9 protein-coding genes and 1 pseudogene are annotated in these 14,889 nt (G+C 42.9%); 3 read left to right on the top strand and 7 right to left on the bottom strand.

Going from position 1 to position 14,889, the window contains the following annotated elements; all coding sequences use genetic code 11:
- Positions 1-327 precede the first annotated feature (327 nt).
- Complete coding sequence (locus tag OCV52_RS07295) at positions 328-2,046, top strand: S8 family peptidase (RefSeq protein WP_137408899.1); 1,719 nt, start codon at positions 328-330, stop codon at positions 2,044-2,046.
- Between the two features lie 138 nt (positions 2,047-2,184).
- Here the strand turns inward: OCV52_RS07295 and OCV52_RS07290 are convergent, their stop codons facing one another.
- Complete coding sequence (locus tag OCV52_RS07290; RefSeq protein ID WP_137408898.1) at positions 2,185-2,643, bottom strand: GNAT family N-acetyltransferase; 459 nt, start codon at positions 2,641-2,643, stop codon at positions 2,185-2,187.
- A gap of 187 nt (positions 2,644-2,830) precedes the next feature.
- On the opposite strand from OCV52_RS07290, the pseudogene OCV52_RS07285 reads away from it, so the two are divergent.
- Together OCV52_RS07285 and OCV52_RS07280 are read left to right on the top strand one after the other, a co-directional pair.
- Positions 2,831-4,153: pseudogene (locus tag OCV52_RS07285) on the top strand (sensor domain-containing diguanylate cyclase).
- A 128-nt stretch (positions 4,154-4,281) separates the two neighbouring features.
- Positions 4,282-5,025, top strand: coding sequence for a class I SAM-dependent DNA methyltransferase (locus OCV52_RS07280; protein ID WP_137408897.1), 744 nt, complete (start codon positions 4,282-4,284; stop codon positions 5,023-5,025).
- 120 nt (positions 5,026-5,145) lie between these two features.
- Here OCV52_RS07280 and OCV52_RS07275 read toward each other — a convergent pair whose 3' ends face one another.
- The 6 genes from OCV52_RS07275 to dmeF all read right to left on the bottom strand — a co-directional run bounded on the left by OCV52_RS07275 (position 5,146) and on the right by dmeF (position 14,846).
- Entirely contained in the window at positions 5,146-7,173 is a 2,028-nt protein-coding gene (locus OCV52_RS07275) for a TonB-dependent receptor domain-containing protein (RefSeq protein WP_137408896.1), read from the bottom strand.
- A gap of 154 nt (positions 7,174-7,327) precedes the next feature.
- Positions 7,328-9,517, bottom strand: a complete 2,190-nt coding sequence (locus OCV52_RS07270; RefSeq protein ID WP_137408895.1) for an immunoglobulin-like domain-containing protein — start codon at positions 9,515-9,517, stop codon at positions 7,328-7,330.
- Between the two features lie 452 nt (positions 9,518-9,969).
- The gene (locus OCV52_RS07265) at positions 9,970-10,965 is read right to left on the bottom strand and encodes a DHH family phosphoesterase (RefSeq protein ID WP_137408894.1); all 996 of its coding nucleotides are present in this window, start codon (positions 10,963-10,965) and stop codon (positions 9,970-9,972) included.
- A gap of 238 nt (positions 10,966-11,203) precedes the next feature.
- Entirely contained in the window at positions 11,204-12,913 is a 1,710-nt protein-coding gene (locus tag OCV52_RS07260; RefSeq protein WP_137408906.1) for a methyl-accepting chemotaxis protein, read from the bottom strand.
- Between the two features lie 564 nt (positions 12,914-13,477).
- On the bottom strand, positions 13,478-13,894 hold the full coding sequence (locus OCV52_RS07255; protein ID WP_137408893.1) for a MarR family winged helix-turn-helix transcriptional regulator: 417 nt from the start codon (positions 13,892-13,894) through the stop codon (positions 13,478-13,480).
- Positions 13,872-14,846 carry a CDF family Co(II)/Ni(II) efflux transporter DmeF gene (dmeF, locus tag OCV52_RS07250; protein WP_137408892.1) on the bottom strand — a complete coding sequence of 325 codons (975 nt, stop codon included), beginning with the start codon at positions 14,844-14,846 and terminating at the stop codon, positions 13,872-13,874. Before dmeF ends, OCV52_RS07255 begins: the two co-directional genes overlap by 23 nt.
- Positions 14,847-14,889: the final 43 nt, after the last annotated feature.

The raw sequence follows: 14,889 nt of genomic DNA, 5'->3' as shown, positions 1-14,889 counted from the left end.
TCCTTTCCACTGGCTCAATGAAAACCTTACCGCCTGCTAAATAACAAATTAATCAATTGATTTTTAAGAAGTTTAACCCCCAATGCGTATTTTATAAATGTTTAATTTATTAATAGAATTCAGCTCAAACTTTAAAGCTTAAAAATCGATCACAGTGAGATCTCAATACCATTTCATTGACCAAGCGAATGATAGAAGTCTAATTGCATATTACCTTTTGACTGCTTTTTGGACGGGCATTTCCCGCTCACTAAACTGGCTAAACGCGTGTTTACGCATTGCGTTTAAAAACAGTTTTAGCCGCATAACTATAAGGACGCTACACAGATGAAATACGGATACAGACTTACCACTCTCGCTTTAGCTATCATCGCTTCTTCACACGCCACCGCTACAACAGTCAAAGAAGAGAGTGTTACGCCACATATCGTCAATTCGCCTTTCATACAAGACGTAAAAGGTACGATTGTTGAAGATTACTCTAAACAAACCATTCAACCATCCTTGTTCTCAATGAGAATGATGAGCTCTGCTGATTCACAGCGCGGCGATTGGTTCAATTTATCTGCGAGCTACACAAGGCTTCAAGGCGTAGGTTCTGACGTGGTATATGACTACCTTATGCCACCACTTAAGCCAGAGCCAGTGATCGTGGCTGTTCTTGATTCGGGCGTTGATGTGGAACATGAAGACCTGAAAAACAAGCTTTGGACGAACAAAGGCGAGATCCCAGATAACGGTATTGATGATGACGGCAATGGCTACATCGACGATATTCACGGATGGAACTTTCTCGGAAACTCCTTAGGGATCAACGTTGACCAAGATACATTAGAAGTCACACGGGAATACAAGAAGTACCTGAAACTGAAAGAAAATGGGCGTTGGATTCCACGCAAAAAACGAAAGTACTATGAAGGCGTTGAGTCCGACTACCTCTCCTCTTTAAAAGACGATCAAGATGCGTTAAATCGTGTCACTACCGCGATTGACCAAGCCAACGAATACAAACAAGAGATTCTTCAATACGTTGATCAGAAAGACTTTTCGACGAACGGATTAAAAACGCTATTAGATAACGAAAACGCTAGCGTCGTTGCAGCGGCGCAAGGCCTACTTAGCCTATTTGAATCTTGGTACTCATTTGAATACTTGGAATCTCGTCGTAGCCGCTATCAAGACTCTTTAGACTTCCATTTAAATCTTGAGCTCGATACTCGTCGCGACATCGTGTTAGATGACATCAATAACCCATGGGAAAAGGGTTACGGTAACAACGATGTAAAGGGGCCAGTTGGCTCACACGGCACTCACGTTGCGGGAATCATCGCTGCTGAACGAGGAAACTTTATCGGTATCGATGGGGTTGCAGACCATGCACAAATTATGGCGGTACGCATGGTGCCAAATGGCGATGAGCGAGATAAAGACATTGCCAACGCGGTGCGCTATGCCGTCGATAATGGCGCAAAGATCATTAACATGAGTTTCGGAAAAAGCTACTCACCTCGCAAGTACATTGTTGACCATGCATTCCGCTATGCCGCTCGTAAAGGGGTCCTGATTGTCCACTCTGCGGGTAATAGCCGTAACGACAACGACATCAAACCAAGCTTTCCAAACCGCTACGCTAAGCACTACCGTTCAAAGCCTATCTCAACATGGTTAGATGTAGGTGCATCTGCAAAATACGCAGACCAAAGCTTAGTGGCAAGCTTCAGTAACTTTGGACAAAAATCTGTTGATGTATTTGCTCCTGGGTATCGCATTCTTTCAACTACACCAGGCAACACTTACGGTTCGAAAAGTGGTACCAGCATGGCAGCACCTGTGGTTTCAGGTGTCGCTGCTTTAGTGTGGTCTCGCTATCCTGACCTATCAGTGAAAGAACTGAAGTCGCTATTAATGAACGAATCAAAAGTCTATCCAGAATTACTTGTTAAAAAGCCTTCTAGCCCGACAGATTTAGTGCCTTTCAACACTCTATCGATTTCTGGCGGTGTGGTAGACGCTGAGGCTATATTCACAGAGTTGGAAACACGCTAACACCTTATTATCTATTGATTAATTATGAAAAAGGTTGCCCGAGGCAACCTTTTTGCTTTTCACAACAACAACAGAGATTCCATACCATTGAACGTGATAGGGAATCTCTTTATACGGTGTAATTCTACTAGACCATATTTAGCGTAATTCGATACTCATGAACTGGCTGTAAGGGTCTAGTTCATAATCCGCGAAGGGTTCGCAGTAACCAAACCCAAACTTCTCGTACAAATTACGTGCAGGCTTAAAATACTCTTCAGAGCCCGTTTCCAAGCTGATTCTTTGATATTGGCGGTTTGAAGCCGTGTCTAAAACATGCTGCAAGAGTTTGCTCGCTACTCCTGTATTGCGAGCAAACTGAGAGGTTCGCATCGATTTAAGCTCGGCATGTTGGGAATCCAACTCTTTAATAGCAACACAACCCAATAATTGACTGTCTTTCCATGCACTGAAAAAAGTAATCTCTGGTGATCTCAAAGCATCAAGATCGAGTGCATGAACGCTTTCTGGTGGCGACGTCGCATACATGTCAGCTAAATGCTCTTCTAATAGCCGAATAACCTCTCCGCCTGACAAATCATCAATTTTTATTTTCATAACGCTTTAATTATCCTTAATAAAATTTTAATCCGTTTTCCATTCAGTAAAATTACGCTAGTGTAGTTAAATGATAAATATCATACTTTGCATGTAGAGTCTCGCTGCATTTACCCTGTCTATCAGCGATATACCCAAGTTAATGCAAAGCACCTTTTTGCGGTAGAGATTAATTGATCAGACCGATATGAGTATCCAACTAGACTTAACGACAGCCTTACCTTGCCAGAACTTCGATTCTGCCCAAGGCTACATTACCCTCCAGGATCATCAGGTCATTGATGTCGACGATAATATCGCGACCCTATTTGGTTACGATGACCGAGAATCGCTATTAAAGAATGTCGATTTCGTCTATGCCTTAATACCCGATAGCTACCATGGCACAGTGCGTGAACGCTACGTTTCTGCAATCAAAGGTCAGCTACAAAAAGGTAAAGTCTATAAAGATATCCCTATTAATGGACGCCGACTCTCTTTGTTTAGCCTTGCGCACATGATTAAGCTCAACAACCGTCCAGCTCTCCGCGTTATGCTTGTCGATATTACGGCAGTTGTCGCATCTGAGCGTAAGCTCCAAGAAAAAGACCACATGTACCGGACGCTACTGAAAAGCTCGAAACAAGGTGTGCTCATTCATCAAAACTTCAAACCTTTGATGGTCAATCAGGCATGGGTTGAAATGCAGGGTGCTAAATCTATTGAGCAAGTCCTTGCTATGAATTCGGTCATCTCTATTATTCCACCCGACAATCGTATCAACGCTCTAAAGCGTAGCCAGAATATTATGGCCGGTCACACGCCGAGTTTTAGTTCAGTGGTCGAAAACCGTTGCCTTGATGGAAGTAAAAAATACTTCAATATTTACGACAACATCATCTACTGGGAAGGTGAAAAAGCGATTCAAGTGGTGGTAGAAGATGTCACTAGTAAAGTCGCACTAGAAAAGGAGTTAATTCATCGCGCACTTCACGATGACCTTACGCAGGTATTAACTCGTCAGGCGGTTTATGACTGGCTAAAAAAACCGACTAACAATCAAGCTAATATGTCTTGCTTGCTACTCGATATTGACGACTTCAAGAATGTGAACGACCAATTTGGACATAGCGTCGGTGACACCGTCATTCGCACACTCGCAACCATCATCAAGAAACATGTCAAAGCTCTAAATGGTGTTGTTGGCCGTTAGGGTGGTGAAGAATTTATTGTCTTCTTTCCGAAGTCTCAGACAAACCATGCCACTGCATTGTCCACGGCAGAATCCCAGGCAACAATTGTCGGTGAGCGTATTTGTGAAGAATTTCGAAGCCATCAATTCATCGGTTTTAACCGAAAATCATTTAGCACAAGTGTCAGTATCGGTGTCACCGACAGCTGTATAATACGAACAAGTAACTCGCTCAATAACTTGATTCGTGTAACAGATGATGCCCTCTATCAGGCTAAATCGAATGGTAAAAATAGAGTGTCGGTCAACACGGAATGTGAATGCGCAGAATGTGAGTAATGAAAGAATTGCTACGCATCAATAAAGGTTTATTAACTCGATAAATCAATCAAAGATTTTCTTGTTATTTTCAAGTTCTAGTTTACTATGCGCCACCCCAATTTTTTCAGCAAATGCTGCAGGCAAACATGTCCGCCAACGCGCTCTATACCGACCTATCCGGTTACTATGATTTAATGTGTGTTGATATTGACTACCAAGCGCAAAGTCACTGCGTTCGTAGGCTACATCAGATTTTTGGAAATGAAGGAAGAACTCACCTAGACCTTGGTTGTGGCACTGGCCCACACGTTCGTCACTTTATTGATTATGGCTATCAAAGCAATGGACTTGACCTAAACCAGCCCATGTTAGATATCGCTCAAATACGCTGCCCTGAGGCCAACTTTTCAGTACAGAACATGAGTAATTTCGAGGTATCAGAACCGTTCGACCTCATCACTTGTTTCTTATATTCGATCCACTACAACGATGGTATCGAGAAGTTAAAAGAGTGCATTGCCAGCGTTCATAAAGCGCTAAAACAAGGCGGTGTGTTCTGTTTCAATGTGGTCGACAAAAATAAGATCAGTAATGCTCTGTTTGTTCGTCATACTACCAATCAAGAACAGGACGATTTTACCTTCCGCTCAGGCTGGTATTACTCGGGTGAAGGCGACAAGCAAGCATTGAAGCTCAGCATCGAGAAAACCACTGCTGGTGAGACTCAGATATGGAACGATGAACACCCAATGGTTGCGTTCTCATTTAAAGAGTTAATCGAAATTTTGAAGCCCTACTTTGAGGTTCACATTTTCGAGCATGACTATGAGAAGCTTTTACCTTGGGATACGCACTCAGGTAATGCGCTCATTGCGTGTGTGAAAAGCTGAGTAAATTCGGAACCTATGTTCGCTCTACTGCGAGCACTAAAATAAAAAGACCCCACACAACGTTAAGTCATGTGGGGTCTTTTTCATGTGTATTAACTTATCGGATCAAACGGTGATTGATTAGAAGTCAGCCGTCATACCTACGTAGTAAGTACGTGGTTCTTCGACGTAACCCATATTCTCAAGCTCTTGAGATACCGCTTCGTCCGTCAAGTTAGTGATACCCGCACGAATACGAACAGAATCATTCACGTTGTAAACCGTACCAATATTCAATGTTGTATACGCATCTTGAGTTAGATCCGTTTCGATATTACGTTCGCCACGGTAGCGCGCGCTAATAAAGGTGTTTAGATCGTAAGTTGGGCTCCAGTTTAGCTTAACCAAACCAGAATGCTTGTAACGCTCTAACAGCTCTTCACCCGTTGATTTGTCTTCTGTGTCTAGGAAAGAGTAGTTACCAGAAATACCCCACTCGTCGGTGATTTGGAATTGACCCGTAAGCTCTGCACCTTGGACTACTGCTTCTGAAACATTAGTGTAAGTACGTTTACCGTTTACATAACCTGTTGAGCTTGAACTATCTGCACACCCTTTACCCGCTTCAAATACTCCACCGTTCTCACAATAGGTATCATCACGATCAATTAGGTCATTGATTTCATTTCGGAACAATGCACCTTCGACATTCCAACGAGGTTGGCTATAGATAGCAGCGATCTCGTAGTTCAAACTGGTTTCAGGCTTAAGGTCTTCGTTACCATGTAAATCACAAACACCCTTACAACTGTTCACTGTGTAATCCGCTTGGTTTTGTGTTAAAGATGGCGCCTTAAATGCTTTACCAACACCACCTTTGATGATTAAGTCATTCGTTGTTTGGTGAACCAAGTACACTCGCGGGCTAAATTCTTCACCGTATAGCTCGTGTTTATCTAGACGACCACCGATTGTTGCTGTTAGTTGCTCCGTCATTAACCATTGGTCTTGAATAAACAATGCACCTTGGTAAGCCTCGGATGTCCCGTTAACTAGGTTTTCTCTGTTCGTTAACTCACTTAACTGGTAATCCATACCAAACGTAACGGTATGACTATCACCTAGATAGGTTGTTGCTGAAGCTTCTACAATTTGCGTCAATTCTTCAACATCACTGCTGTAGTTATTTCCTAAATCAGCTGCGTCACTATCAGTTACGTTTTCACGCGAGTAACGCACTTGTGTATCACCCCAGCTCCAAAAACCGCTGTGTATTATCGCTTGGCTGTTACGTACAACTTTACTGTCAATTGGATTTGCACCTGTAGCATATTCAGCCAAACCATCACGTTGGTCGTCGCTGTAACCTAAGTCTAAATCGATGGTTTGATTATCAGTTGCATGCCAAGTTAACGTACCTAATAGGCTTAACGTATCGCGGCCTTCTAGTGCAGTCACATCTTCTCTATCACGACCCGAAGAGTGAATACCAGAATATGACTGCCATGCATCACGGCTCGTTTGGTTAATAGAGAAACGAGCAAACAACTCATCTTCAATCAAAGCACCAGAGGTCGTTAGACCTACAGACTGCTCCTGCCCACCATTACCATCCATTGGTGACGAGGTATCCATACTTAATGTCGAACTCCACTCATTGACAGGGGCTTTAGTAATAATGTTGATGGTACCGCCCATACCGTCAGAGCCGTATAGTGCCGACATTGGGCCACGGATGATTTCCACACGTTCGATAGATTCAGTAGGAATTGTAGAAAGATCGAAATCGTTGCCACGGATAATGGCACTTGCTGAACTTAAACGTCGACCGTTTACCATGATAAGCGTGTAATCAGAATCCATACCACGAATAGAGATCATCTGACGGCCAGCACGCGTGCTATCAAAGTCAGACTCAACACTCGTTGATTCAGCAACGATGTCTGCCAAGGTAATACCTGGGCTATCTTCGATGTCTTGAGCAGTAATTACAGACATAGAAGCTGGTGCTTGTTTCAACGCCATCTCTGTACGAGTAGCGGTAACTACCATTTGCTCATCTGTATCCTTCACTTCCTCTTGCGCTAATAGGTTTGGCGAAAGTGAAGTACAAATAACAGCGACTGCGATCGATAAAGGCTTACGAGTAAAAAGGGATCTCTCAGACATGATATTCATTCTTATATTTGATTGGTAATGATAGTTGTGACATTAATAAGACCGAGGTCATGATTCGATTTGGATTAACTAATAAAAAAAGAGAGGCACAATGGCCTCTCTTTGGTCTTTTGCTTTATGGTGTTAAGTATACAGAGCTAGCAGATTAAAGCTTTGTCCAAGCGTCTTGCCAGTATTGGCTATCTCCTGGAGCATAAGATGCGCTTGCACACCACGCTGTGTATGGCCAAGGCTTACATTCGTATAAGCCATTGTCACTGCCGACTACAATATCGCCCGCTTCGTAGTTCGTTCCGGCTTCATACGGAGGGTAATCACCTGGAGGTGGCGTTGTACCGCCCTCTTCTTTGATAACGAATGAGTTATCGACCATCACCATTTCGCCGTCTGTTGCTTTACCAACGACTTCAAGCTTGTATTGGCCTTCGGCTACATCGTACAGATCCATTGTTATTGCACGACTGTCAGTTAGGTTAACTTTGGTCTGCTCTACTACAGTACCTGCGCTGTTAATCACCATAGCTGTTACATCTAACGCTTCGTTTGATGTCAGTGTGAATTGTAAACGTACATTGCCGTTATCTAGTACGTATTCCGACTGAAAGCCAGATACGTTCAGTTCTGGGTCACCACCTGGATCAGGGTTTCCACCACATGAGCTGTCTGAAACCTTTCTCCAAACGCCCCACTCACCTGTCGTTCCTGGCTCTTCACCACGGGTATACCAGCCTGCTCCCCAAGTCGCGCCGTCGTGTGATACTTGGTCACCTTCAACATAAACAGTGTCGGCATCCCATGCAGCAGCACAGTTAGAACCATCAGTCACTGACACTTTACGCTCAGCAGTGACGGTTTGATGAGCACTGTCTGTCACACTGTATACAAGCGTGTAGTTGCCCATTTCAATCACATCGACACTACCAGTGTGTGTAATAGAACTTGTTAGGTCACCATCTTCAGCATCGTTTGCAGTCACACCAGCCATCGGATCAAATGCGCTACCTAACATGACAGTAGTATCAGACACGCCATCGAATACAGGTTTTTGGCTGTAAACTTCGACCGTTCTTACTTTAGTTGCTTCATTGTTATCACTGTCTTTCACGCGGTAGGTTAGAACATAAGTACCGATAACACTGGTTTCAACGTAACCTTCAACATCAATTGATGAAGTTAAATCACCATCTTCTTTATCTGTTGCTGTCACGCCTTCCATTGGGTCAAAAACAGTGCCGTGAAGAACACGTGTATTCTCAACACCTTTCAACACAGGCTCACCTTCAACCGGTGGCGGTGTCACTTGGCCGTGAACAAAAGGACCGTAGTCTTTAATGAATTGTTCGTTGTACGCTTGACCGGCTTTGTTAGTACCCATATCCCAGTTGATAGACCAAGTCATCACGCCACGTAAAGGCTGACCTTGCGCCGTTAGGCTATCGAATGCGTCGTACAAATCTTGTGGCTCTTGCACAAAACCAGTTGCTGCAGCATCGATACTTGAAGGGATACCAAACACTAACTTGTCGTGCGGGATCTTATGGAAACCGCGAGTGCCGTTGATTAGTGAGTCAGAGATGTAGTAGATGAACTCTTCTTTTAATGCATCGTTGTTTTGTGCGATCCAACCTACGCCTTCAACCCAGATACCGTCACCACCTTGGTTATAAAACTGCGGGTTGATCCAATCGTAGTAACCTTCCAAGTTATCGATGTAAGGAACATACTTACCACCCGTCGTTAGGTACGGGAACTCAGGTGCCATTGTAATAAGGAAGTTTTTACCTTCTGCACGATAGTGATCTTTCACTAGCTTCAGCGCATCTGGAATAACGGTTTGGTTGTTTGCAGCAGTAACGGCCGCTTGTTCTAGGTCGATATCTAGACCATCAAAGCCATAGCGCTCCGTAAGACGAATGATCTCATCAGCAAAGGCTCTTTCATCACCGGTTTCTAGCTCTACGTGTGCATCTGCACCACCCAAAGCCAATAGTACAGAGCGACCTTGCTTGTTGAGTTCTGAGATTTGGTCAATAAATTGTTCTTCTGAGAGCCCAACCGTTGGGTCCAGTTTAAAAGTTGGGATTCGACCATCCGCTACATCGTACACTTTCATGAATGATACATTCACGATGTTGTACATAGGGTTCACTTCATCCAATGTCACGCAAGGTGCATTACCACCTTGATAACCGCCGCCATCACACCAGTTGTGCCAATAACCTACCACGACTCCTGAATCTGGATTCGTCATGTCAGATCCATTTGCATAAACCGCGCCCGACATGGCCGCCATGCCGACTGATACTGCTAATTGTAGAGCTTTACGTTTCAACATTAGTCCCACTTCCTTACTTAACAGCTGTGCCAATCACAACCGAACCAATTCATTTTAATCATGAATATTTATAGAGAAGTATTGGAATTTATAGGAAATAACGACCTTTGATTTAACTTGTGATTTTAAGTCACAGATTGAATATTAGAATCAATATAATTTTGACTTTTCATTCAAATTAAAATGCGAAACAAGCTCATTTCTAGCAGTTTATATTGACCATATAAATATATTAAGCAGCGTTAATTCACGAAGAAAATTAAGCTTTATATACGAGGGTAAGATCGTCAAACGAACTGAATAAAAGCTCTAAAGTTTATGATATTTATAAATTTTTTATTTTTCGAGTGATATCACCAAAACTTGCAAATGGATTAATTGGACGTACAAGCCCAATTAAATCCCACATATAAACCTCTACACTAATAAATCAAATAAATATAACATCATGATCATTTCGAATGGTCTGAATAATAGTTCTCTATTCGTTCAATCAGACTCAGCTTATCTATTTCTTTAAGCGAATTTATTCCTGCAGCGGCCTTCCTTCCGCCCCCAGTATCAAAACTCGAACAAATTTCATCTGCACCAACTCTGTTTGATAAAGGCGCTCTTAGGCTCACAGTGTAAGACTGGCCATCAGTGTTTTTTGTTAACACCGCTTGTGCTCGATCTGGGTCTTGATTCACTATTTCATTGCTAAACACGCCACTGATTCGTCTAGCCCAAGTCTCTGCAGGCAATTCGAACACGCGCGCGACTTCACTCTCATAGATCGGAGTAAGGTTTGATAATTGTTGGTTGTCAGTTTGATAAGCGATGCGAAGTTGATAAAACACGGAATCTTTATCATCCAAGAGATCGAATGGGTTCGGATATTGATAAAGCGCTTGGTAAAGCTCAGTCGGTGAAAAGTGCAGATCACTCAATGACGCGCCATAGCCGTTATAGTTGATTAGCGTGCCTAGCTCTTCCAAAAATTCAGTTTGAGGTTGGTCAAATCCATTTGTTAGCGCTAATCGTGCAGCCACCGCTTTTAAATTATCACCAAACGCTGCTGCGATTGCCCACGCTACATATTCTCCCTTGAGTTTTTGGTTGATCAAAAGACTTGTGCAACACTCCGGTGCTGTATTAATCAGAGTCTCAAGGTACTCAGACTTGGGGATGTCCCCTGTACGATGGTGGTCGCAGTAAAAGACAGTAACCTCATCAGCAAGCAGTGATTGTAATGCGGGTAGATTTTTCTCCATCGACACGTCTAAAACAGTCACCGATGTGACATCACTTTGGAGATTCTGTTCCGCTAGTTGGGCAACAGCCTGCGAAAGCAGCTTGATATCGCGTTTCACCCCCGTGATTAAAGTGCTCTCTTTAGGCTCATGTAGGCGCAGTTGAAGCAATGCGATGATGCCATCTGCATCTCCGTTGAATACGTCGTAATGCATTTTGTTCCTCTTCCCGTGAGATTCAGCCATTCACGATAAAGTAATGTGTACAGATTGTATCGTGAAGGTATAACTAAGCTTAATAGACGATGATTATTTTAACCTTATTTCATAGATACTTAAGTCCGATTTGGAATGCCTTATTCTTAATCCTCTATCTTCGTGCCTGTCCATACCTTTCAAATACAAAAAGGCGCAGATAGTCTGCGCCTTTGGTTTTAGTTATTTTGGTGCTTGATTAGGACGTTTTGAACTGTGCGACTGCTTTATCCATCTCATGGGCTTGCTCTGCCACTTTGTCTACTTCAACTAAACAGTGCTGTGCTGAGGCATTGTTATCGTGTGAGATGGCATTGAGTTCCGTGATGGAGTCACTCACTTGTGCCATCACAGCACCCTGCTCTTCTATTGCAGACGCAATGCGTTCAGAGTTACCTTGAATGCTCTGCATGTCGCTTAAGATAAGCTGCAGACTAGCATCCAGCTCTTCTGAATCTTTAAGCGTTAGCTGACCTTGCTGGTTACACTCACCAATTTCAGTCATCGATGCCTGCATCTGGCTTTGAATTGCACTCACCACCGAGGTTATCTCTGTCGTCGACTGATGTGTTCTGCTTGCTAGTGCGCGTACTTCATCTGCTACCACTGCGAAGCCACGCCCTTGCTCACCGGCACGTGCTGCTTCAATTGCAGCGTTCAACGCTAGTAGGTTAGTTTGTTCAGCAATGCCTTGGATAATGTTGACTGCATCACCGATTTGATCAACATGATGGTTCAGTGAGCTGATTGAATCTTGACTGCTTGATAGACGTTCAGACAACTGAGTAATGTTATTGATAGTATCGACCACGACTTCACGCCCCTTGTCTGCATTCACTTTCGCTTGTTGAACGCCTTCTGCAGCAACAGAGGTGCTTTCTGAAATTTCACCAATCGTTAATACCATTTCTTGAACAGATGTTGTCATGGTTGAGGTGTGGTTAGCTTGAACTTCAAACTGTTTGATTACAGACTCAAGCTCGTCGTGCATGTTAGAAGTACTTTGAGTCAGTTGTAGAGACTTAGATTGAGAGGCCGAAATCAAGCCTTCAAGCTGATCAAGCAATTGGTTGAAGTATTGACCTAACGTGCTCAACTCATCTTTACCATCAAGGTGTGAACGTATTGACACATCGTTGGAATCGACAATATTGCGGATCACCGAAAGCAATGACTCAATTTTACCAATGATAGAGCGAACGATTAACCAGCTGAACAAAATGATCGACACAAGTAATGTGACGCAAAGGATGTTGTTGATCAGTGATAGTTTGTCCATCTCCTTTTGAGTTTCTTGGTCGAGTACTGCTGAAAACTCTTTAAACTGAGTCTCAATCACATGTGAACCAGAGCGTGCTTCCCCAAGAAGGCCCTCATTGTGTTTAAGTCCAATAACTTTCTTCTGTTCAACCACTTGCTTTGCTGTCTCTAGCAAGGCACTCGAGCTTAAAGAAAGCATGCTCGGATCAAAGGTACCTTTTTCAATCAAATCATTAAAAAGATAAAGCTCTACTTTTTGCTCAGCGCTCGCGGTTGCACTCATGCTATCTAGCACTTCATGAAACTGTCCCAAAAGACCTTTGTCTCTCGCGAGTCCATAGACTTCCGTTGCTTTTACCAACTCTACAAAACTCGTATGGTAAGCCTCGATGTCTTCACGTAAGTGTGTACTGTTTACTAAACCTAAATCGTTCAGAACAACATTGAGCTGTGATTCTGAAGCCAAAAACTTGTCGTAGTTTACGTCGAACTTATCAAGGTACTTCATATCATTTCGCAACAAGAAGTCTTTCTCATTACGGCGGAGGTTAAGCAAGCGAACCTCTAGTTCTTTAGTAATTTGTTTAGCTTCGCTCATTTGAGCAGTCGTATCTGCGAATTGCGAGGTGGTAAACAGCAATGAAATCATGCCGAAAATGGAAAACATTCCCAATGAATAGAGCTTTTTCTTTATATCCATAGATGTGACTCGTCTTTACTAAATTTAGGTATCTAAGGCTGGGCATTTAACTGTGTTATCTTGCCCATGCTATTTCGTTATTTTTATCTTTTTACCAATAATGGGCGCTTTACAGGGGCTGTATTGCCTCTATATCTCGCTATTGCACATTCATTGAAAGTGCAAATAAGATTACCCACTAAGGTTAAAATTATCAATAACACAAATTAGTACGATGTACATTAGCAAGATTTTAAAATTGGGATACAAAGGTTTCTCATGTTTGATACAAACGTTAAAAACAGCCCTAACACCTTTAAAACAAAAGGGTCTGTGTATTTTCTAATCGACCCTTTTGTTTAGATGAGTTCCAGGTGATGTGTGTTTAATTTTAATAAACGAGTCACTAATCAATGAACGTCGTAACCGCTCACTAAATAACAAAAATCCGACATCAACTGTCGGCTTTGTAGATTCACCTCGTGACACACAAATTGTCCTACCCTTGGATAGGAGCTGATAACCTGCAACGTGTTAAAAAGCTTTCACCATTTTAGTTAAGCACTTCAATAGCACCGCTTTATCTTGTTCTTCTATACGTTGGGTTAGCTCATTGACAAGATTTAGGTGAAGTTGGTTATGGTGAACGTGGATCTTTTGCCCTTCATCAGTTAAAGCAACCACAATTGCTCGGCGATCGGTTGGGTGTTCATGTCGTTCAATCAACTCTGCCTTAACTAACTTCTCAATTTGAACAGTAAGTGTGCCTGTTGTAATACCAAGCTTTTCGGCAAGCTCTTTCATTCTCAATGCGCCATGCATGCCCAATACTTCAATCGTATGGACCTGCGCGAGCGAGTAACCCGTTTCTTTAACAACGGATTGCTCCCACGAAGACATTTTATCGTAGAACTCAGTCAATATTTGGTTAAGCTGTTCTATGTTTTGCATGGCCGTTTGAGTGCACTTCAAGAGTAAGATGATTTATCTTATCAAACTTGGCGAGCATTTGTTTATATTCAGAAACGGATTTATCACTGATTGATTCAAGAGTAATCGCTGCTGAATAATGATGACCACTCACCTTCCACATATGAAAATCGGTCACGGAAGCATAAGGCGATAACGTTTCGATCACCGAGTCACGGTATTCCTGGTGGATATTTTCATCGAGTAAGATTGGGCTAGTCTGTTTCATAAGGTTCATAGTCCACTTGGCAATGACCAGCGCGCCGACCATCCCCATCACTGCATCTAACCAGTTCCAACCATAAAACTTACCAAACAGCAGCGCGACAATTGCGAGTAACGAAGTTAACGTATCCGCTAGAACGTGCATATACGCAGCGCGTAGATTGTGATCATGGTGATGCTCAGTGTGACTATGATGATGCGTATCATCATGGCTATGTGAGTGACTATGCGAATGCCCGTGAGCGTGTCCATGATCATGGTCGTGATGGTGGTCTCCCAACAAGAACATGCTTACAACATTCACCGTAAGACCAATACAAGCGACGATAATCGCTTCATTAAATTGAATGGCTTGAGGGTTGAAAAAACGATGTACCGATTCCACCAGCATCAACAGAGCCACAATCCCCAAAGCAATAGCACTGGTGTAGCCCCCTAACACACTCACTTTACCTGTACCAAAAGAGAAACGAGCACTATCGGCATGTTTTCTTGCGTAACGATAAGCAAACAAAGTGATGCCAAACGCTGCTGCGTGTGTGCCCATGTGCCAACCATCTGCAAGCAATGCCATCGAGCCATACACAGTACCTGCGATGATTTCGATAAACATGGTCGTGACAGTCAGTAGCAGGACATAGAAAGTGCGCTTTTCACCTTGGCTGTTATGTGAAGAGAAGTTGTGGTGGTGATGGGTTGTAAAGCTCAAAATGGTGTCCTTAGTCTTATGCTCAAAGTTGATGTTGCTGATC

The organism is Vibrio chagasii (assembly GCF_024347355.1).
Classification (GTDB): domain Bacteria; phylum Pseudomonadota; class Gammaproteobacteria; order Enterobacterales; family Vibrionaceae; genus Vibrio; species Vibrio chagasii.
This window is presented reverse-complemented; position numbering and strand designations above follow the sequence as displayed.

Bases quoted from the DNA above. Each gene is read 5' to 3' on its own strand.
- OCV52_RS07295 (WP_137408899.1), top strand. From the start codon at position 328: ATGAAATACGGATACAGACTTACCACTCTCGCTTTAGCTATCATCGCT.
- OCV52_RS07290 (WP_137408898.1), bottom strand. From the start codon at position 2,643: ATGAAAATAAAAATTGATGATTTGTCAGGCGGAGAGGTTATTCGGCTA.
- OCV52_RS07280 (WP_137408897.1), top strand. From the start codon at position 4,282: ATGTCCGCCAACGCGCTCTATACCGACCTATCCGGTTACTATGATTTA.
- OCV52_RS07275 (WP_137408896.1), bottom strand. From the start codon at position 7,173: ATGTCTGAGAGATCCCTTTTTACTCGTAAGCCTTTATCGATCGCAGTC.
- OCV52_RS07270 (WP_137408895.1), bottom strand. From the start codon at position 9,517: ATGTTGAAACGTAAAGCTCTACAATTAGCAGTATCAGTCGGCATGGCG.
- OCV52_RS07265 (WP_137408894.1), bottom strand. From the start codon at position 10,965: ATGCATTACGACGTATTCAACGGAGATGCAGATGGCATCATCGCATTG.
- OCV52_RS07260 (WP_137408906.1), bottom strand. From the start codon at position 12,913: ATGATTTCATTGCTGTTTACCACCTCGCAATTCGCAGATACGACTGCT.
- OCV52_RS07255 (WP_137408893.1), bottom strand. From the start codon at position 13,894: ATGCAAAACATAGAACAGCTTAACCAAATATTGACTGAGTTCTACGAT.